Genomic DNA, 19,984 nt, shown 5'->3' on the forward strand with positions numbered 1-19,984 from the left:
TCTGTATTTCGTCGTCATCCTGAGCCGTAGGCTCAGGATGACGACGAAATACAAAGACGGCGCTAAAACCTACCCCTGCGACCCGTACAACAAAACGGCACTGGCAGGCGCAACAATCGACGCCTCACGAAACTTCGACGGCTCCGTAAGTTCTACCTTGGTAGAAGCCAACGATGGCGCGCTCAACGTGAACGCCAGGCTGTAGCCCGCCAGATCGATGTGAAGCGCTTTTGCCTTGTCCTTGTTGATGATCGCGACAACGATCTGGCCGGTGGGCAGCTTCGCTGCAAAGGCCGTGGCGTTCACCTCGCCGGAGTTGAAGTCGACCGGGATAAACGTCGCCCCGGCAAAGTGCCCGGCGAACCGCATGCCGTAAGACACGGGCTCGGCGACATAGCGGCCTTCAACCTCAGCGATGGGCGTATAGAACGGGCGCGGATGCGGAGCCTTGGGGTCGGGCATTAGCAACTCGCCGGGCAGCGTGCCGCCAAGAGAGTCCGCCACAGCCTTGCCGCTGCCGCCGTGCAGGTTCGCTCCTGCGTAACCGAGGGAGGCGAGGGTCAGCAGGTAGTCCGCCGACCAGAGCGCAGCACCAAAGACATCCGACATACCCGGACGGCCGCCACGGTAGCAGCTATTGCCCTCCGTCATGCGGTACTTCGTGCCGATCCTGGCGGCTGCAGCGCGGGTCGTCTCGGCTACGCTCTGTACCTTGGGATTGGACTTGAGCAGTTCGTCGAGATTGGCCTTGGGGTTCGATGGAGGTCCGGTGAAGTAGTAGTGGTGCGAGATGGCAGCGATCTCCGGGTGCTCGTGCATGGCAGCGAGACGGGTGGAGATGGTGGTCGACCATTCCGGATTGCCGGCGGTATCGGGCAATCCGAAGCGCGCGGAGGGAACGCGGGCGCGGATGGCGTTGGCGGCGGCGAGCCACTCGTCGAGATAGGCGTCGGCAGTCCACTTGGCCTTCTCGCGGAAGCGGCGTGTGAAGCCGTCGGGCTCATTGCCGACCTGGAAGTATTCGAGTTTGGAGCCGAGCGTCTTCGCGACGAAGACAGCCTCCTCCGCAGCGCGTGCGGGCGTGCTGGTACCGAGATTGATTCCGTACAGGCAGGTCCAGCCGGTCGCGTCGAGGAAGGAGCGAAGATTCGTGACGGCCTCAGGAGTGACGGAATAAGCAAGCTCCTGAAAAGGGCGCTCGTCCGGTCCTGGAGTGACGATGACGACACTGGGCGGCAGAGGCGGCTGCTTGCTGGTGGGCGTGGGCTTCCACCAGCCGACGTCAGAGGTGTTACCGCCGATGCGGAGAACACCATTCGGAGAAAGCTCGCGGAACCGCGCGACGAGGCCTTCGTTGTTGGCCGAAAAGAAAGCGGGGTCGGAGAGCTGCTGCGTCTCGTAGCTCAGGCCGATGAAGTTCTGCGGAACCGTGGGGCCGGGGGCGTCAGGATGCAGCGTGAGTTTCGCAACAGCAGCAGGAGATTGGGCAAGAGCGCGGAGAGAGGGAAGCGTTGCCGCAGTAGCGGCGGTCGTAAGCAGAAAGCGTCGGCGGTCCATGAACTTCATGCACAGAAGGGTATGGGTTACAGACGAGAAGTTGCAAGTGTAAAGCGCTTTTATTAGGTGTTATAGCTTTTCTGCCGTCAACTGAGATGTAGCCGAACGAACCTGCTTCTCGCCCGGCCCACAAACTTCGAGGGTCGGGTGGAAGCAGAGTGGTTTGGCTTTTAGCTACGAGTTTCGAGAGGCGAGTTACGAGTGCTGCATGACCTGCTTCGCGAAGCGTGCCATCTCCGTGTGCTGCGGCGAGGATTGCAGCAGCACGAGCGAGCAGCCTGCGCCTTCGAAGTCGGCGAGGCGCTGCTTGACCTGTTCGGGTGTACCGATCAGGCCGCTGTGCAGACCGCGGTTGGAGACAGAATAATCGCGCAGGTTGATCTTCTTTTCAAGCTGCGAGCCGGTAACCCACTGCTGAAAGTTGGCGAAGCCGGCGGGCGATTGCGAGGGGTCGGGCTGCGCGGTAATGCGATCGACCTCCTGCTGCGCCTCGGCCTCTGAGTCGCGCAGGATGCAGTAGCCTGTGACGCCGAAGGTCATCGGCGGCAGGCCTGTCTTTTCGCGGCGCTGCTTCATGTCGGTAACTTTGGCAGCGATGGTATTGGGATCGTCGCCGTGCATCAGGTAGGCGTCGCACTTGGCGGCGATGAGGTTCTTCGCGGTCTCTGATTCGCCCCCGGCATAGAGCGTGGGACGGCCAGAGCTTGCGCCGCCCGAATAGGTGCGATGCGGAAACGGTTTGGGCGAGAGGAGATTGTCTTCGACGTTGTAGAAGCGGCCGGAGTGCGAGGTGTGCTGCTGACTCCAGCAGTTGTCGAGGACGTCGAGCCACTCGTTCGTACGGGCGTAGCGGTCATCGTGTTCGTCAAAGGCGATGCCGTACTTCTTCGCCTCGTCCGCCCACCAACTCGAGACGACATTCAACGTCAGCCGACCGCCGCTGATGCGATCGATGTTTGCAGCCTGCTTGGCAAGCAATGCGGGATTGTGGAACGTGGGCCGAACGGCAACCATCAGTTCGAGCTTCTTCGTCACCGCTGCGAGCGCCGCAGCGGTCGACCAGGCGTCGAGCGAGTCGGACTCGGGCCCCTTGATGTCGTTGAGGTTCAGCTCAGCGATGAGAGTGAGGTCGTAGCCGAGTTCTTCAGCCTGCTCGCAGAGCGCGCGGGTGTACTCCCACGTCGCGGGCATCCGTTCGTCGTCGATGTTGCGAAGCCAGCCGCCGAAGACGGGAAGCCAGAAGCCATAACGCATGTGTTGTCCGATCTCCGTTCGCGTGTTGTCTGTTACTGTGCGCTGAGAGCGGACACACCGGCCTCAGCTTCGAGCCAGTCCACCAGCTTCGCAAAGGGATCGAAGCCGATGACGTTCGGCCCATCGGCGACGAAGTTACTCAGCGCATTGGTGTCGTAGTAGTAGCGCTGGCCGTCGCGTGAGTCGGTGATGTACTCCACGCCACCGATGTCGATGCCGGAGTGGCGCATGATCGTCTCAACGTCCGCAATCGCTTCGGCCGGAGGCGTGTAGCCTTCGACCGTGATGCCGGACTTGGGGGCATCGATGGCGCAGGCGGCGCGGTTCAGATCAACGCCGGTGGTCGTCCGGCAGATGTCTGCGGGGCACAGGTCGAAGGTCTCGCCCGTGATGTGGACCTTGATCGCGTAGAGGAACTTGCCGTTCAGAACTTCGACGCGGACGATGTGCGCATCCTGTGCGGGGATGAACTCCTGCACGAGGGCTGTCGAATCGAGACCGAACTGAAGCGCATCGGGGGAGCCGGGCTCAGCGGCAATCGCGGCGCGAAGCTGCGACATGCCGTCGAAGCGCTTGACGCCAGCACCGCTGCCGCCGATGTTTGGCTTGACGACGATGGGCCAGCGTAGACCTTCGCTCGCGGCTTCCGCCTGTGCGGGCCGGTGGATGACGCGGGCCTTGGGATAGGCGATGCCGAGAGAGTCCATCAGCGTAAGCTGGCCGGCCTTGCTGAGCTCGGAACTGAACGCCTTGAAGCCGTTGATCACCTTCACGCCGCGGCTCTCGAGGTGCTCGAGATAGCCGAGAGTGTAGAAGATCTGGTCGCCATGGTCGCGATTCCACGCCGAGGGCGACATGCGGTTGAAGACCAGCGAATACTTCTCCTCGGGATGATCCTCGGGCGAGTAGAAGTGGTCGGGCGCAAACAGCTTCACGTAAGGCGTGCCGCGACGGTCAAGCTCGACGAAGAGCGGTTTGAACCAGTTCGGCTGCTCGTAGTAGATCGCGATGGGGAGTGAGTTCGTCATCTTGTTCAGGATAAGACGTGCGAGGGGGTCTTGGCGATGCAGGGGGCGATGCAGGTTTGACCTCGCTTCCGTGAGACGCGTACTCTCGGCTTTCGGTCTGCGCCGGTTACAGGCCGGAAGAAATGACGTCGGGCAGTCGTCCGGCGGGTGTAACGGATGAACAAGGTCTTCGAAAGTGCGGATGCGGCGTTGCACGACCTCCCCGAGGGAGCAATCGTCATGCTTGGCGGTTTTGGGCTGTGCGGCATTCCTGAGAACTCCATCGCGGCCCTGATCCGGCGCGGCGTGCGTGGGCTGCACACCATCTCCAACAACATGGGCGTCGACGGCTTCGGCCTGGGCCTGATGCTGGAGGCCGGGCTGATCGCCTCGCACACCGGAAGCTATGTCGGTGAAAACAAGCTGCTGGAACAGCAGGTGATTGCGGGCAAACTGAAGGTCAACCTGATCCCGCAGGGCACGCTGGCGGAGGGGATTCGTGCAGGCGGAGCGGGGATTCCCGCCTTCTACACCCCGGCGGGTGTAGGCACAGTGATCGCCGAAGGAAAAGAGACGCGCGAGTTCGACGGCAAGATGTATCTGCTGGAGAGGGCCCTGCATGCGGACTTTGCCCTGATAAAGGCCTGGCGCGGCGATCGTGCGGGAAATCTCGTCTATAGGCGGACGGCCCGGAACTTCAATCCGATGATGGCCACAGCCGCGCGTGTGACGGTCGCCGAGGTGGAAGAGCTGGTCGAGCCGGGCGAGCTGGATCCGGACCTGATTCATACGCCGGGAATCTACGTGCAGCGAATCTACTGCGCGCCGTGCGAGAAGAGGATCGAGCGAAGAACCGTGCGCAAGGTGGAGGCACCCCGATGAGCTCTGAGATATTGGCAAAGACCGCGGATACGGCCAAGCGCGACCGCATTGTGCGGCGTGTGGCGCAGGAGCTGCGCGATGGCTTTTATGTGAACCTCGGCATCGGCATGCCTACGCTGATCGCTAACCATGTGCCGACGGGGATGGATGTCGTGCTGCAGTCGGAGAATGGGATGCTCGGCATTGGACCCTATCCGCTGGAGGGCGAAGAAGACCCGGACCTCATCAACGCAGGCAAGGAGACGGTGTCCGTGCTGCCGGGAACGTCCTTCTTCTCTTCGGCAGAGAGCTTCGCGATGATCCGCGGCGGCCACGTCGACCTGAGCATCCTCGGCGCAATGGAGGTCGATGAACAGGGCTCGCTGGCCAACTGGATGATCCCCGGCAAGGTCGTCAAAGGTATGGGCGGGGCGATGGATCTGGTCGCGAGCGCGCGGAGGGTGATCGTCGCCATGGAGCACACGACACGCGAAGGCCGGCCCAAGATCCTGCACCGCTGCACACTGCCGCTCACCGGCGTGAGCGTCGTTCATACGATTGCGACAGAGCTGGCGTGGATCGTAGTCACACCCGAGGGATTGGTTCTGGAAGAGATCGCGGAAGGCGTAACGGTGGAACAGGTGCAGGCAGCGACGGAGGCGAAGTTGATCATCTCGCCGAGGTTGAAGGCGATGCTTTAGAGCTGTGCAAGCCTATTGGCTTGGGAATCAACCCGGTCACTTCGGCTTGAAGAAGACCGTTCTGGTCAAGCACCGCGACGCGCTCTCCGACAACGAGGGATTCGACAAGAATATCCAGGCAATACCCTTGCGGATTCACGGCGCTTGGGACCTTCAGGGCGGATATATTTCCGGAGCGAAAACAGGCCTGCCCAAGTTGTTGCGTGGGCGTCTCCTGATTGCGTGCATTCGCGATGAAGCGTGAAGGAGTATTGCTGATCAACTCCTCATGCGACGTGCCCAGATCGGCGTAGAGGTTCTCAACCGTAAGATCCAGAACGCGCAACAGCGTGCAGTCGAGCGTAAGAATCAGGTCTGGATTGCGAGGTACGCCGCGCAATCGCTCCTTGGCGTCGAGGAAGAGAGCCTCAACCTCAAGCAGCGCGGTCAACTGGCTGTCCGCGCTATAGAGGACTGGAAACATGCGCGGCGCATTGAATCGGCCACCGCGCTCGAAGGCTCCGATGGCAGACAGAGGCGATGCCCGCCACCGGTCCGCGATGACACGAAAGCTGAACCCTGCCTGGGAAACGAGCGGGGCCTTCTCCAAAACCGGAATGAGTCTTTCAACAGAGTGCAATGGCTACTCGATCAGGCGGGTTGCCGGAAATTCATAGCATCGACGAATAACTCCAACGGGGCAAGATCGCCGTTCTGGATGAACTCGATCGGAGCATGGTTCTCAAGATGCCGATTGGGCGCATTGAGAAAGATGCGCGCATTGCCTTTATCGCCAGCGTAGAGGTCCACGAGCGCCACCCAGATACGATAGAGCCGCCGCAGTCCGCCCTGCAGGCTGCTGGCATCGGGATGCTTGCGAACACCAGGAGCCTTGCGGCCAATGGCCTCCGCAATCGTGCCGACGGGGACATTCATCTCGCGAGCGATCCGCGCCGCGTCCAGGCGACCGGTCTGCGGATTGAAGAGCACGGGTTCCGTCACTTGAAATACATGAGCAGCAGCCATCGAACACCTCCAATATAGGATCATAAGGTATCGAAAAGGTTGCGTCAAAGTAGCTTTATTGTAGCCAAACTCATACTATAAGCCGATAGAAGCAAGAAGTAGTAAGATTTGCTACTATGAGGACTTTATGCCGGATATCCAAAAAGTAAGCGTTGCGCTAACAGGCGAACAACTTACAGCTCTGAAAGCCGCTGTTGAAACCGGGGAGTATGCAACGACCAGCGAGATCGTCCGTGAGGCCCTTCGCGATTGGCAGTTCAAACACGAACAGCGTCAGTTGGATATCAAACGGCTCAGGGAGATGTGGGCTGAGGGGAAGGCCAGCGGACCTGCCGTGCCTCTGGATTTTGCCGAATTGCGACAGGAAGCCCGGCAAACCAATAAGCGTTAGGGCCGTTCCACTGCAGTCGCACCAAAACTGTCATCTCGACCGAAGCATGATGGCTTTATCGTCATGCGTAGTGGAGAGACCTGCAGGTTGCCCGCGCAGGCGATAGTGCCAGTACAAACAAGCTGCAGGTCTCTCCACTACGGCGGCAAAGAACGCCGCCTTCGGTCGAGATGACAGTTTTGGGGGTGATCTCGTCGGAAACAATACCCTATAGAGTGGATCTGTGTTCAGAGTCGACCTAACTCGTCCGTTTTAGTTCCAGAACAAGAAAGCCCCTCTTTGCGGCAGTAAATCACCGCAAAAAGGGGCTTTCTTGTTTCATCCGTTAGCGTCCGCGGCTGGCGCCACGGCCGTTGCGAGGTCCGCCGCTACCGCTACGCGAGCGGCCACCACCGGCAGGGCCACGTGAGCCCGAGTTGGAGCGGCCGAAGTTCCCGCCGCCGCTGCGCGAACGCTGCGGTGCCGGCTGGCTGCTGGAGTCGGCGTCGCCGCTCTTCCAGCTACGCGTCTCCATCTGCAGCAGATCGCCGCCTGCAGCGTTGTTCATGTCGATGGGCTGGTTGCGCTGTTCCTTCTCGAGGTTCTTATCGGCCTCGTGCCACTGGAACTTGATCTTCAGCTCGCGCTCCAGCTTGCGGGCGTCGCCCTTTTCGAGCGGTGTCACGAAGGTCGTCGCCACACCCTTTGCACCCGCACGGCCGGTGCGGCCGATACGGTGAACAAAGTCGTCCGAGCCGTTGGGCAGATCGTAGTTCACGACATGCGCGATGTGCGAGACGTCGATGCCGCGAGCGGCTACGTCGGTCGCCACCAGGATGCGGGCCTTGCCCATCGTGAAGTTTCTGAGGGCTGCGGTGCGCTGCGACTGCGAGCGATCGCCATGAATAACCTCGGTCAGATGGCCGGCCTTCTCGAGCTTCTTGGCGATGCGGTCCGCGCCGTGCTTGGTGCGCGAGAAGACGAGGTAGGTGCCCTCTTCTTCCTTCAGCATCTTGTCCAGTTGCGCGAGCTTCTGGTCCTGCATGACGGTGTAGACGCGGAGTTCAACGCGGTCGCTCGGCTTCGAGGTGGTGCCGATCTCGATGCGGACGGGGTTGTTCACGTAGTCGCGAACGATCTCGCGGATGCTGGCATCCAGCGTGGCCGAGTAGCACATGGTCTGGCGATCTTTCGGCAGGGCCTGCACGATGCGCTTGATGGCAGGGAGAAAGCCCATGTCCAGCATGCGGTCGACTTCGTCGAGCACGAGCATGTCGACGTCCTTGAGCGAAACCGAACGGCGGCGCAGGAAGTCTTCCAGGCGGCCGGGGGTTGCAACCACCAGGCGAGGGCCACGGCTCAGCTGCTCGAGCTGCGTGTTCTCCGAGAGACCACCGCAAACCAGCACGGCATCGCTCTTGAGCGTGGGGCAGATCTTGAAGTAGGAGTCCAGTACCTGCATCGCGAGCTCGCGCGTGGGCAGCAGGATCAGGGCCAGGATGGGGTTCTTCGCGCCACGGGTCGAGGGCTTCGAGATCTCTTCGAGGCGATCGATCATGGGGATCAGGAAGCTGAGGGTCTTGCCGGTGCCGGTAGAGGCGGTAGCAAGGATGTCGTCGCCTTCAAGCGCGGGAGGAATGGCTCCGGCCTGCACGGGCGTCGGCGTAACGAAACCGGCGGCGGCGAGGCGGTCCTTGAGGGGCTGTGAGATGTCGAAGTCGGCAAAGGTGACGGTAGTAGCAGCGTCGGTGGCGATGATGGTCCGCGTGGGTTCCAGGGGTTCGGGGTTCAAAATTGATTCAAGCGTAAGAGTAGACAAGATATTCCTTCAAAAACAGGTGGATGAAGCGGCGAACAAATGCAGAGACGCAGACCGGCATAGGCGCACGATAGGCGTCATGGATTCCGATTCAGCATTGCCTGGTTTCATTCCCATTTCCGAAGCTCGGAGGGTTCGAAGCACTGCTGCTGCACGGCGAGGAAAGTCCCGATGGACCGACCTTCTAGCCAGAGCAACCAACGCACATAAAGCAAGCGGTGGAAGGGGTACAGGGTGGTTGGCGTTCGCGGTCTCTGGCCAGACTCGAATCCATTTGGAGTCATCTGCCCGCGGCGCCCTGCGTCTAGTTTTCAACGCAATTTCATTGTAGCACGTGCGATGTTCGCATCGATGAGGTATTCCCACAGAAGCGTCATCCTGAGCGAAGTCACTCGCGAACTTTGCGAGTGACGCAGTCGAAGGACCCCGAAGCATCCCTTCTTACCGATACAGCTCACCCCTTTTCCACCACAAGGGCCAGTGCACAGGCTCGTCCCGCGCCAAACATCTTGAACGCTACGAGTTCATCTTCTCGTGCACGGTGATCATCCAACCCCAGGCCAGAGATGATTGCCACCCACCAGCGCACGAATATTATGGTTGAAAAGGTGTGAGGTGCATGGGTAACGTGGACAGCTTTGGGGTCCTTCGACTGCGCGTCTCGCAAAGGACGCGAGACGCTTCGCTCAGGATGACGAGTCGGTGGTGATTGAAAAGGAAGAGAAACAGAAGTTCTACGTCTGCTTCCGCCAGAACCCCGGCAGATGCGCCATGTAAATCAGCTTGCTAAGCATCGCCGTCACACGCGTGTAGAGCTTCGCCAGCGGAAGCGGCCACGTCAACGCCGGATAGGTAAAGATCCAATATCGTGAGTTGTTCCCGAACGTCTGCTGCAGAGCAGCGTGTGCTTCGTCGAGCTTCAGCGTCTCGTTGCCGGCGCTGCGCACATCCAGCAGAATCGAAGGGAACCAGCGCCGCAGCGTGAAGTTGAGGATGGGGTCCGAGAGGTCTGGCCTGCCCGGCAACAACCTCGTCACGTTGCCCGCCAGGTGCTCACCGAAGACCCTCCCCAGGGAGTAGCCATTCGCATTCCCCTGACGCGCCGCCACCGGACGCTCCCACAGCACGATGGAGCGGCGATGATGCAGCAGCAGGGGCAGCGCCCACGACAACTGCACGAGGTTCGTTCCGATAAACGCTGCAGGGTCCTCATGCGGCAGCGATTCGAGGCGTTCCTTGTTCACCACCATGCCGCTGATGAAGGTGAACATGATGTTCACCACCATGCTGACGTCCCGCGGATTGCGCAGGGTGTGGAACCGGCGGCCGAAGGGGTCCACCTGCCGCTCACGTTGATAGTCTTCGCGGAAGCCATAGCTCGTGGCATAGACCAGGTCGACGTCCGAGGGCTTCCCCTCCGCATCCTGCAGATGCGGCATGAGCTGTGCCAGACCTCCGGGGACGATGAGGTCGTCATCCCCGCACAGCCAGAAAAAGCGTCCCCGCGCACGGTGATAGCAGGAGACAAAGTTGGCGTCGGAGCCGATGTTCTCGGCATGGCGTTGAATCTCCAGCCTGATTCCCTGGGCCGCAAAGCGCTCCTGCGCGGCTGCCAGGACCTGGGGCGTGTCGTCCGCGGAGGCGTTATCCGAGACCAGCACCTCGACCTGCGGATAGGCGACGAGCTGCGGCTCGAGCACCATCAAGGCCGCGATGAGATCCTGCGCTCGATTGAAGGTAGGAATCGCGATGGTCAGCAGAGGCCGGGCTGTGGAATTGGAATCGGAAAACGTCGTCTCAGGCCTCATGCCAAATTCTTCTCCACTTCAGGAAGGTGTAGGTCCCGTAGCCCAGCCCGATAACAGCCGTCCCCAGGGCATACGAGGCGGCGATGCCCCAGGCGCCGCCGTGCGGAGACTGCATGGTGCCGATCACCAGCGCGACAGGGATCGAATACAGCGCACCCAGGATGGAATTCACCATGAACTTCTCCTGTTTGTGTGCGCGGATATAGAGGGCCTCGGCAGTAACCACCACGTTGCCGACGGTACCGAAGAAGAGCATCGCCAGCGGGATCGGAGACAGCAGGCGGTTCGCCAGAAGGACGCCGTGCATCTTCACCTGGTGCACCAGCAGCCACTGCACGACGACCCAGACGGCGATACACGCCAGCACAGCCGCTCCCGTGGATTGCACCAGCGCTCGCGTGAAGACGCCGTCGAGCTTGCGGTACTCTTTGCGCGCGATCATCTGCCCGAAAGGCGAAGCTTTCGTGTTCATCCAGGAGACGGCCATCGTGCTCAGGGTGGCGCATACAGTCAGGCTCATGCCCAGGCGTCCCGCTTCTACCGGCCCGCGCGAGTTCATCAGTACCGGGACAAAGAGCGAGCTCGTCAGATATCCAGCGAGCCACGAAACAGCGATCCGCCATTGGAACGGCCAGATCTCCTTGCCCCAGTCGATGCGGAAGTTCCGCGTACTGTGGCGCAGCAAGGGGAGTAGCAGATGGCGTTTGGTAAAGATGAACCATCCCCCCGCAATCGCCTGCCCCAGGATGAAGAACCCCGGAGCATAGAGGCCATGATGCAGCAGAAAGGCACTCCAGCCCAGAACCGTACTCAAAAGAGATTGACGGAGCCGTGTGCGGTAGACCTCGGGAATATATCCACAACCTTCGAGGAAGGAGAAGATGGGGTCGATCTGAAAGGTGCAGCTCGAAGCGAAGACCACCAGCAGCCAGGGGAGCACGAAGTGAACGTCGCCGGCGTTGGACTTGTTCGCAATGTGGCGAAAGAAAGCGATGCCGACCGGCATCAGCGTCAGCGCCATCAGAATGGCGGCGATGGTGTACCAGCGAAAGGCCTTCTGCAGCACCGAGGCCAGGCGTGCGTGGCTCTGTTCCGGGCCCGTGATCGTTCCGTCGGGCGCAAGGTTAAGGTGCGCAGCCTCATGGGAGGCCGCCTGCAGAATGACCACCGAGAATCCCAGCTCGAAGATGATCTGCATCTGAACGAGCGAGTAGAAGGCGTAGTAAAAACCCTGGTCCGCGGGCGAAAGGAAGCGCGCAATCAGGGCCAGGGTACCGACGCCGGCCAGTGACGACCAGCCGCGCGCCAGCACCGTAAACGCTATGGCGCGGTCGACGCCGACAAAGTGCAGGAGACGGCGTAGCAGACCAGTAGGGGCGCCAGCAGGCTCCGGATCTGGATGCCGTTCAGGAGGCGTTGCCTCCGGTGGTGATGGCGGCAGCGTGGCATCCGGCTGCACAAAGGCAGCCTCCCCCGCTGCCGTGAGCGCTCTCTCGGGGTCCTGGGGTTCCGTCGTCTTTGGGGTATTCGGTATCGGCATCCGGCTCAAGAGAGAGACTGCATTCCTGCTAAAAAACTACTGAAAATAAGAGATGCAGCTCGGTTGCCGGAGAGCACGACAGGGGTGTTCCGGGGTAAAGTTTATCAGCCGTTGAACCGGCATCGAACGAACGACTCAGAACACTAGGACGCACTTCACACGGTTTGGGATGCTGCAAGCATTTTTTCGCGTGTCGTATGATTGTGACCACCATGAGCAAGAAACGCATCGCCGAATCGGCGGCCAGGCAATATGTATCCGGAAGATCTCATGGGGTCCGCAACATCGATCTCTCCTCCGCGCAATCAGCCTCCAGTGAGATAGCGCGCGACATCAACCGGGACATCGTTCTCGAGTTCATCCGCTTTCGCCAGCCGGTCTCACGCGTCGATCTCTCGCGCCTCTCAGGCCTGCAGCCCAGCACCATCTCCGCCATCGTCGAGCAGTTGCTCGAGGAAAAGTGGATCAAGGAAGGCGCCGTGGTGCAGGGAGCACGCGGCCGTCCGTCGACCATGCTCTCGGTCAACTCCGATCTCGTAACCCTGGCGCTGGACCTTCGTCCCGACCGGGCCATCGTGGCCATCATCGACCTCAGCGGGCGCTTCCTGGCGCATGAGACAGTCATGCTGTTATCGGACCCCACCGCGGCCATCGCCCGCATCGTGGACAGGATGCAGCAACTACGCAAGCAGCACGCCGACAAGTCGTTTGAAGGCGTGGGCGTAAGCGTCCCGGGACGCGTTCATCCCGTCACACAGCGCATCCTGATGGCCCCCAACCTCAAGTGGCATGACTTCGACCTGAAAGGGGCGCTCGAGGCGGGTCTCGGTCTGCAGGTAGAACTCGACAACGACGCCAACGCCTGCCTCGCCTCCGAACTCTGGAACGGCCGGCTTCAAGGCGTGAAAAATGCCGTTCTCGTGGCCATATCCGAAGGCGTCGGCACATCCATCTTTGCCGGAGGGCAGCTTCAATCGGGGTTCAACGGCCTTGCCGGAGAGTTCGGCCACATTCCCGTCGACTCCTCAGGCCCGGTCTGCGGTTGCGGCCAGCGTGGCTGCTGGGAGATCTTTGCCTCCTCGCGCGCGGCGCTCCGTATCTACAAGGAGCTGGCCCCCAAAGCTCCAAGCTGCAATATCCAGGAACTCCTGCGTATGGCAGAAGAGGGCGAGGCCGCTGCCGAGAAGGCCGTCTTCCGCCAGGCGAAATCACTGGGGCAGGGCCTGCGCCTGATTACCGCCGCGCTCTCGCCGGAGCTCATTCTCATCACCGGAGAGATCACCTCCTGCTGGGACAAGTTCGGCCCGACCGTAGAGCAGGAGCTGCAGGCGACCATGCTGGTAAAACCCGCTCCACGGCTGGCTATCGCCGGGGACGGCTATCTCGCCCGGCTCAGCGGCGCCTCCGCCATGCTGTTGCATCGGCATGCCAGCTACCATCGCTCCACACATCCCGTGCAATCGAGGAAGCGCCCGGTCAAAACTGCCCGGAAGAAGAAATGACGATGAATACGTATACATGGCAGGGCGGTTGCCTTGACAAAGGGCGCACCTCTAACATAATTTCGAGACACGAAAAATAGTTACGATCTGCTATTGATTAGGCAAGGACAGTTGATGTATCTCGGAATTGATTGCGGCACGCAGGGCACCAAGGCGCTTCTCATGGACGAGAGTGGCAACCCTCTAGGAAGAGGTTATGCCGCGCATGCGCTCATCGAACGCCCGAACGGCGCGCGCGAGCAGGACCCACAGTGGTGGGTGGATGCCCTGTGCGACTCCGTGAAGCAGGCGTTGGCCGGAGTTCCCACCGCCGACGTTCTCGCGCTCGGCGTCTCCGGCCAGCAACACGGCCTGGTGGTGCTGGATGAAGACCTCCAGGTCATTCGCCCGGCCAAGCTGTGGAACGATACCGAGACCGCCCCGCAGAACGCCGAGCTGATCGAACGCCTCGGAGGCAAAGAGGCCTGCTTCCAGCGCTTCGGCATTGTGCCGCTCACCGGCTATACCGTGTCGAAGCTGCTTTGGCTGAAGGAGCACGAGCCGGAGAACTTCGCCCGCGTCCGCCATATCCTGCTGCCTCACGAGTACCTGAACTTCTGGCTGACCGGCAGGCTCTGTGCGGAGTACGGCGACGCCTCCGGCACAGCCTTCTTCGATGGGCGCACGCGCCAATGGGCCAGGGAAGTATTGGACGAGATCGATGGCGGCAGCGGACAGCTCTATCGCGCACTGCCGGAACTCCTCACCTCCGAGCAATCAGTCGGAACGCTTCGCGAAGAGGTAGCTGCGCAACTTGGCCTGCCGCAGACGTGCCTCGTCTCGACGGGCGGCGGCGACAACATGATGGGTGCGATCGGCACGGGCAACGTCCGCGAGGGCGTCGTCACGCTCAGCCTGGGCACGTCCTCGACGGTGTACTCCTACACCGAACAGCCAGTGCTCGATCCCACCGGCAACGTTGCGTCGTTCTGCTCCTCCTCCGGCGGCTGGCTTCCGCTGGTCTGCACGATGAACGCTACGAACGTCGTGACACAAACATTGACCGTGCTGGGCAAGACCGTCGCGGACATCGAGCCTGCACTGGCTTCGACGCAACCCGGCAGCGAGAGTCTGTGCTTTCTCCCGTTCCTGAACGGAGAGCGAACCCCCGATCTTCCGCAGGCCCAGGGCTCGGTCGTTGGACTCACCTCCAATAACTTCACCCCCGCAAATATCATTCGCGCCGCTATCGAAGGCGTCAGCTTTGGAGTTCTGAACGGCCTGGAACTTATCCTCCACGGCAAGCAGGCCGAGGTCATCCTGGTCATCGGAGGAGGGGCACGGTCCGCCGAGTGGCGGCAACTGTTGGCCGATGCTACCGGCGCTACCATCCGTGTTCCGGCTGAAGCCGAGGCCGGGTGCCTCGGAGCAGCCATGCAGGCGATCCATGCCTACAGCCACTCCATCGGCCACCCCCAGAGCTTCACCGAGATCACCAGCCGCTGCGTCCGGCTGGAAGAGAGCGGCACGGCGACTCCGAGAAAAGAGCTGCGCGAGGCCTACCGCCAGGCCATGGCAAACTATCGTCTGCGCCTCACGGAACTCTATGCGGTGAGCCTGTGACGTAATCGGCAGACAACCTGAGAGGAGCGCCGTTATTGGCGTTTGGCCGCTTCTTTCGATTCACCTCGCTCGCCCGGAGACAAACGCATACCAACGTAAGGGCGATAGATTAACAATGTTTTGAAAGACTTTTTGGAGAATACGATGGGTAGACAGATGACGATGGGCGTAGTGGTGGGCAACCGTGGGTTCTTTCCGGGCCACCTGGCAACAAGCGGACGATTGGAGATGATCGCCGCGCTGGAAGCGGCGGGCATCAAGGCCATCGTGCTGACGCCGGAAGAGACGGCACACGGCGCCGTCGAGACCTATGAGGACGCGAAGAAGTGTGCGGCCCTGTTCAAAAAACACGCCTCCGAGATCGACGGCATCATCATCACGCTGCCGAACTTCGGCGAAGAGCGCGGCCTGGCCGATGCGCTGCGGCTCGCGAATCTTCAGGTGCCAGTGCTCATCCAGGCCACACCCGACCACGCCGGCAAGATGGGCATCGCGTTCCGTCGCGACAGCTTCTGCGGCAAGATGTCGATCTGCAACAATCTGAAGCAGTACGGTATCCCGTACTCGCTGACCACGCTGCACACGGAGGCTCCGGACTCGACCGAGTTCAAGAGCGACCTGCAGTGGTTCGCCGCGGTCTGCCGCATCGTGCGCGGGTTGAGAAACGTGCGCTTCGGCGCAATTGGCGCGCGGCCTACGGCCTTCAACACCGTGCGCTACTCGGAGAAACTGCTCGAACGATCCGGCATTACCGTTGAGACACTCGATCTGAGCGAGGTCATGGGCCGCATCGAAAAGTCGAAGGACAACGACGATGCCGTGCAGGCCAAGCTCGCGGCCATCAAGAAGTACATCCCCATCGGCGACACTCCTGAAGCGGCCCTGATGAAGATGGCCAAGCTCGGCGCAGTGATCGACGGTTGGATGGCGGCGTCAGAACTCACCGTCAGCGCCGTGCAGTGCTGGACCTCGATCGAAGAGTATCTGGGCATCGTGCCCTGCACCGTGATGTCGATGATGAGCGAACAGCTCATCCCCTCGGCCTGCGAGGTCGACATCCTCGGCACACTCTCGATGTACGCGCTCACGCTGGCCAGCGAGACGCCCTCGGCGCTGTTGGACTGGAACAACAACTACGGCGACAACCCGGACAAGGCCGTCTGCTTCCACTGCTCGAACCTGCCCAAGCACTTCTTCCGCGAGGGCGTGAAGATGGATTACCAGCTCATCATCGCGGGCACCGTGGGCAAGGAAAACGCGCACGGCACGCTCGACGGTACCGTCAAGGCCGGCGACATGAGCTTCGCGCGCTTCTCCACCGACGACTTCCAGGGCCAGATCACCGGCTACGTCGGCCAGGGCCGCTTCACCGACGATCCTCTGCAGACCTTCGGCGGAGCCGGTGTCGTCGAGATCCCCAACATGCAGAAGCTGCTGCGCTATATCTGCGAGAACGGCTTCGAACACCACGTCGCAGCCAACTTCGCCTCCGTCGCGGGGCCCGTGTACGAGGCGGCGAATAACTATCTCGGATGGAAGATGCATCGCCACGAGTAAGGGTTTTCAAAGCAGCCTCACACTGACAGTGAGGCTGTTTTCTCTCGCAACTCGAAACTCGTCTCTCGAAACTCATCACGAAAACCTGTACCCTGCTTAGGTCGCTTACATATGTCTTCCATCACACAGGTCCAATCCATCGCCTGGGGCACGACGCCCCAGGGAGAGCCCGTTCATCTCTTCACCCTTCGTAATGCGCAGGTAGAAGCCAGCATCGCCACCTATGGCGCACGGCTCACCTCGGTGCGCACGCACGACCGCAAGGGCACGATGGGCGAGATTTCGCTCGGCGCGGATGAGCTGGCGCCCTACCTCACCAATAAGTCCTACATTGGCGCGACCATCGGCCGGCTCGGCAACCGCCTTGCGAACGGCCGGTTCACACTCGATGGAACGGGATATCAGATCCCGCTCAACAACGGCCCCAATGCGCTGCACGGCGGGCCTGTCGGCTTCGACCGCAAGGTGTGGACGGCGCAGGAAGTCCCTGACGGCGTGGAGATGTCCTATGTCTCCCCCGATGGCGAGATGGGCTTTCCCGGCACGCTCCATGTGACGGTGCGCTATACGCTGACGGACAACAGCCTCCGCCTGGACTACGAAGCTTCCTGCGACAAGCCGACCATCGTGAACCTGACGAACCATGCCTACTGGAACCTGACCGGAGACATGGGCGACCTGTCGCACCATCTGTTGAAGCTGAACTCCGAGAGCTTCACTCCGATTAACAGCACGCTGATTCCCACCGGCGAGCTTCGCCCGGTTGAAAACACGCCGCTCGACTTCCGCACTCCGAAAGAGATCGGCCTGCAGTGGGACAGCGAGGACGAACAGGTGCAGCTTGCGGGCGGATACGACCATAACCACGTGCTGGCAAGTGCTGAAGAGCCCCTGAGGCTCGCGGCGGAGGTAACCGAGCCAGTCTCAGGCAGGACGATGCAGGTGCTCACAACGGAGCCCGGCGTGCAGTTCTACTCCGGCAACTTCCTCGATGGATCGTTCCAGGGTAGAGGCGGCAGTATCTACAAGAGGCGCTCCGGTTTCTGCCTCGAAACCCAGCACTTTCCGGATTCGCCGAACCATCCGGAGTTCCCCTCCGTACGGATCGAGCCGAATGCGCCGCTGCGGAGTACGACCATTCATCGTTTCTCGGCATAAACAGGGAGACAAGGCGTTAGCCCATAGCGCGAAGCGCAAACCGTGACGCTTTAGCGTCACGGAACGCTTCGCGCTGCGCTGAACAGGCCATCATCTTTCAATGACCTAGTGACTCACCATTACCGCGTACTCCTCAGGGCATCGGCCAGTTGAGTGAGGTGCAGTCGTGCCGCAGCCTGTTCGGGGGTCTCACCCTCTTTGTCTTTAAGGTCTCTCTTCGCTCCAGCCGCCAGCAGCTTCCGGATCATCTCCGTGTCGCCATAGTCTGTCATGGCAGCATAGTGTAAGGCAGTCATCCCGTACTCATCAGCGGCATTCACGTTGAAGTTTTTCTCGATCAACACAGAGAGGACGTCCGGATAGTCCGCCAGAACTGCATGCTGTAGAGCTTCGGATTGCAGCTTGTCTCCCTGGATATTGGCTCCCGATTCAATCAGGAACCGCACCATCGGCGCGTCTCCCATGTCGATGGCATTGGTGAGAGAGGTTTTTCCTTTGATGTTGCTGACGATGCTTTCGAGTGCGTCTCCGTGCTGGATCAGCAGCCTGGCGGTTTCGATCTCACCTGTTCCTACGGCCAGGAACAGAGGCGTAGGCACCGATGTATCTACATCTCCTTTGTCAGTCTTTTCCGGCCGTTCGATCTTGGCTCCATGGTCGAGCAGGTAGCGTACGACCTCAATCGTCCCGCGGGCGCTGGCGGCAGCCGAAAGAGCGCTGAAACCGTTCTTGGTGCGATAGTTCACATCCGCTCCACGCGCAAGCAAAAGCCGTGTCTTGTCGAGATCGGTGGCTGCTACCTGCAGCAGAGAGGCTCCACCCGGCGTTGTTGCATTGGCGCTCAAGCCGTTGTCGAGAAGATGCTGCAGGTCGGCTGTCGTTCCGAAGAGTACCGTCTCAACCCACGCGGGCTGCTGCACTTCGTCGATCAGACCATACTTGAACTTTGCCGCGTCATAGATCTTCTCAGGCCTTGGAATACGAGGAAGTGTGAGCATCAGTGCCTGGTCGGCCCATCCCGTGCCGAAGTACGAGATGATGTAGTCGTCATCGTAGGGCAGTTTGAAATCGAAGGGTGGGGGGCTCAGCTCTGCGGGTGACAGGAGTCGCGTCTTCACATGCCAGCTTCCGTCCGGGGCTTGAGTCCTGAGCAGGTAGGCGACTCCTCTGCGGTACACAGGATCGCTTGTGCGCAGGGCGCCCGCCTCATTGAGCGCGACCAGAATCTTTCCTGTCGCGTAGGCGTCGCTCTCCCGAGTCTTCAATTGAGCCCATCCGCCGTCCTGCCTCTGTTCGTTGATCAAGAGCTTTGCAATCGGCTCAATCTCTTTCTTAGTGGCTCCCGCTGACTTCAACCCGAAGAGTTGCATGGCTCTGTCTTCGTTGTCCCGTGGCGGAGTCGTCAGCAGCCAGTGCTTTGCCCTGGCCAATACTGCGCGCTTCTCTGCGGCAGCCTGCTCCGGGAGATAGTCGTTGATGGCTTCCATCGCAAAGGCAGTCTGAGTGAACCGGCTCGCGATCTGTGGGGGCCTGGCATCCGTCGTCGCCCAATATCCCTCTGGTCTTTGCAGCTTTACCAGCATCTGCGCCGTCGCCTCAAAAGAGGTGCTTGAAGGCACTCCGAGGTCATGCATCGATATAAGCGCGATGCCGGGAAGCAAAGCAGGATCGATCAGCTGCTGTCCTCGTGCAGTCGCATCCACCCCAAACAAGGGGATGTCATGGAAGCGGGCCTGCGGCTGACCTACGGCTCTTCGAAGATGCTCGTTCTCCGCGCTTCGATCCACGGAAAGCCCATGCTCCGCGGCAATACGGTCCACGCGAAACTGCATGGCTTCGTGATGGCAGCTATAACAATAGGCCTGCGGAACCCATGCATTGCGACTGGTCTCCAATAGATCCGTTGTCTGGTGGATGGCACGCAGAACTTGTTCGGTGGTGCCATGATCAGGGAGTTCGGCAAACGCAGAGGGTGCAAGCACGGCCAGAAAAAGCAGTGCACAATGTTGAAACTTCGAGAGAGATTGCCGCAAAAGAGTTCCACCGTTCCGGCGCTAGACATGGATCTAAAAAATCACTTCGACTTTGAACCAAAGGCCCGCCGTATGAAGAACAACTTCTCTCTCTGTTTATTCCCGCTCTTTGAGTGATAGCTCAAATGTAGCTTTGGCAATGCAGCCGTTGGCGCGAGTTAGCTTTGTTGTTGCCGTTGCTTGTTTTTCGCCGTCATCCTGAGCCAACGG

Annotated in this window: 16 protein-coding genes; 7 read left to right on the forward strand and 9 right to left on the reverse strand. The window is 60.6% G+C overall.

From position 1 onward, the window contains the following. Positions 1-69 precede the first annotated feature (69 nt). The 3 genes from ACIX8_RS23685 to ACIX8_RS23695 all read right to left on the reverse strand — a co-directional run bounded on the left by ACIX8_RS23685 (position 70) and on the right by ACIX8_RS23695 (position 3,839). A complete protein-coding gene (locus ACIX8_RS23685; RefSeq protein ID WP_150110724.1) occupies positions 70-1,557 on the reverse strand; it encodes a hypothetical protein in 1,488 nt (495 codons plus the stop codon). A gap of 195 nt (positions 1,558-1,752) precedes the next feature. Next, positions 1,753-2,811 carry an LLM class flavin-dependent oxidoreductase gene (locus ACIX8_RS23690; protein ID WP_014267938.1) on the reverse strand — a complete coding sequence of 353 codons (1,059 nt, stop codon included), beginning with the start codon at positions 2,809-2,811 and terminating at the stop codon, positions 1,753-1,755. Positions 2,812-2,843: 32 nt separating this feature from the next. Beyond that, positions 2,844-3,839, reverse strand: coding sequence for an ATP-grasp domain-containing protein (locus ACIX8_RS23695; RefSeq protein ID WP_014267939.1), 996 nt, complete (start codon positions 3,837-3,839; stop codon positions 2,844-2,846). A 156-nt stretch (positions 3,840-3,995) separates the two neighbouring features. Here ACIX8_RS23695 and ACIX8_RS23700 point away from each other — a divergent pair, with 156 nt between their 5' ends. Together ACIX8_RS23700 and ACIX8_RS23705 are read left to right on the forward strand one after the other, a co-directional pair. Next, positions 3,996-4,700 carry a CoA transferase subunit A gene (locus ACIX8_RS23700; RefSeq protein WP_014267940.1) on the forward strand — a complete coding sequence of 235 codons (705 nt, stop codon included), beginning with the start codon at positions 3,996-3,998 and terminating at the stop codon, positions 4,698-4,700. Next, positions 4,697-5,380, forward strand: a complete 684-nt coding sequence (locus ACIX8_RS23705) for a CoA transferase subunit B (protein WP_014267941.1) — start codon at positions 4,697-4,699, stop codon at positions 5,378-5,380. The genes ACIX8_RS23700 and ACIX8_RS23705 overlap by 4 nt, the downstream gene beginning before the upstream one ends. Here the strand turns inward: ACIX8_RS23705 and ACIX8_RS23710 are convergent. After that, positions 5,349-5,999, reverse strand: a complete 651-nt coding sequence (locus ACIX8_RS23710) for an RES family NAD+ phosphorylase (RefSeq protein ID WP_014267942.1) — start codon at positions 5,997-5,999, stop codon at positions 5,349-5,351. The two genes, ACIX8_RS23705 and ACIX8_RS23710, sit on opposite strands and share 32 nt — an antisense overlap. A gap of 11 nt (positions 6,000-6,010) precedes the next feature. Further along, positions 6,011-6,385 carry an antitoxin Xre/MbcA/ParS toxin-binding domain-containing protein gene (locus tag ACIX8_RS23715; RefSeq protein ID WP_014267943.1) on the reverse strand — a complete coding sequence of 125 codons (375 nt, stop codon included), beginning with the start codon at positions 6,383-6,385 and terminating at the stop codon, positions 6,011-6,013. Between the two features lie 127 nt (positions 6,386-6,512). Between ACIX8_RS23715 and ACIX8_RS23720 the strand changes: the two genes are divergently transcribed. After that, positions 6,513-6,776 (forward strand): ribbon-helix-helix domain-containing protein, encoded by a 264-nt coding sequence (locus ACIX8_RS23720; protein ID WP_014267944.1) that lies wholly within the window; start codon positions 6,513-6,515, stop codon positions 6,774-6,776. A gap of 325 nt (positions 6,777-7,101) precedes the next feature. Here ACIX8_RS23720 and ACIX8_RS23725 read toward each other — a convergent pair whose 3' ends face one another. The 3 genes from ACIX8_RS23725 to ACIX8_RS23735 form a co-directional block, all read right to left on the reverse strand. Continuing rightward, the gene (locus ACIX8_RS23725) at positions 7,102-8,574 is read right to left on the reverse strand and encodes a DEAD/DEAH box helicase (protein WP_014267945.1); all 1,473 of its coding nucleotides are present in this window, start codon (positions 8,572-8,574) and stop codon (positions 7,102-7,104) included. A gap of 734 nt (positions 8,575-9,308) precedes the next feature. Continuing rightward, positions 9,309-10,382: a glycosyltransferase family 2 protein gene (locus ACIX8_RS23730; protein WP_014267946.1), complete on the reverse strand. Its 1,074-nt coding sequence runs from the start codon at positions 10,380-10,382 to the stop codon at positions 9,309-9,311. After that, positions 10,372-11,922, reverse strand: a complete 1,551-nt coding sequence (locus ACIX8_RS23735) for a lipopolysaccharide biosynthesis protein (RefSeq protein WP_014267947.1) — start codon at positions 11,920-11,922, stop codon at positions 10,372-10,374. The genes ACIX8_RS23730 and ACIX8_RS23735 overlap by 11 nt, the downstream gene beginning before the upstream one ends. A gap of 212 nt (positions 11,923-12,134) precedes the next feature. Between ACIX8_RS23735 and ACIX8_RS23740 the strand changes: the two genes are divergently transcribed. The 4 genes from ACIX8_RS23740 (at position 12,135) to ACIX8_RS23755 (ending at position 17,741) form a co-directional block, all read left to right on the forward strand. After that, complete coding sequence (locus ACIX8_RS23740) at positions 12,135-13,424, forward strand: ROK family protein (RefSeq protein ID WP_044179460.1); 1,290 nt, start codon at positions 12,135-12,137, stop codon at positions 13,422-13,424. Positions 13,425-13,538: 114 nt separating this feature from the next. After that, positions 13,539-15,026 carry a xylulokinase gene (gene xylB, locus ACIX8_RS23745; protein WP_014267949.1) on the forward strand — a complete coding sequence of 496 codons (1,488 nt, stop codon included), beginning with the start codon at positions 13,539-13,541 and terminating at the stop codon, positions 15,024-15,026. A 144-nt stretch (positions 15,027-15,170) separates the two neighbouring features. Then, the gene (locus ACIX8_RS23750) at positions 15,171-16,583 is read left to right on the forward strand and encodes an L-fucose/L-arabinose isomerase family protein (protein WP_014267950.1); all 1,413 of its coding nucleotides are present in this window, start codon (positions 15,171-15,173) and stop codon (positions 16,581-16,583) included. A 111-nt stretch (positions 16,584-16,694) separates the two neighbouring features. Continuing rightward, on the forward strand, positions 16,695-17,741 hold the full coding sequence (locus tag ACIX8_RS23755) for an aldose epimerase family protein (RefSeq protein WP_014267951.1): 1,047 nt from the start codon (positions 16,695-16,697) through the stop codon (positions 17,739-17,741). Between the two features lie 119 nt (positions 17,742-17,860). Here the strand turns inward: ACIX8_RS23755 and ACIX8_RS23760 are convergent, their stop codons facing one another. Beyond that, positions 17,861-19,774: an ankyrin repeat domain-containing protein gene (locus ACIX8_RS23760; RefSeq protein ID WP_014267952.1), complete on the reverse strand. Its 1,914-nt coding sequence runs from the start codon at positions 19,772-19,774 to the stop codon at positions 17,861-17,863. Between the last annotated feature and the right edge of the window lie 210 nt (positions 19,775-19,984).

The sequence above is a fragment of the Granulicella mallensis MP5ACTX8 genome (assembly GCF_000178955.2).
GTDB classification, from domain to species: Bacteria; Acidobacteriota; Terriglobia; order Terriglobales; family Acidobacteriaceae; genus Granulicella; species Granulicella mallensis.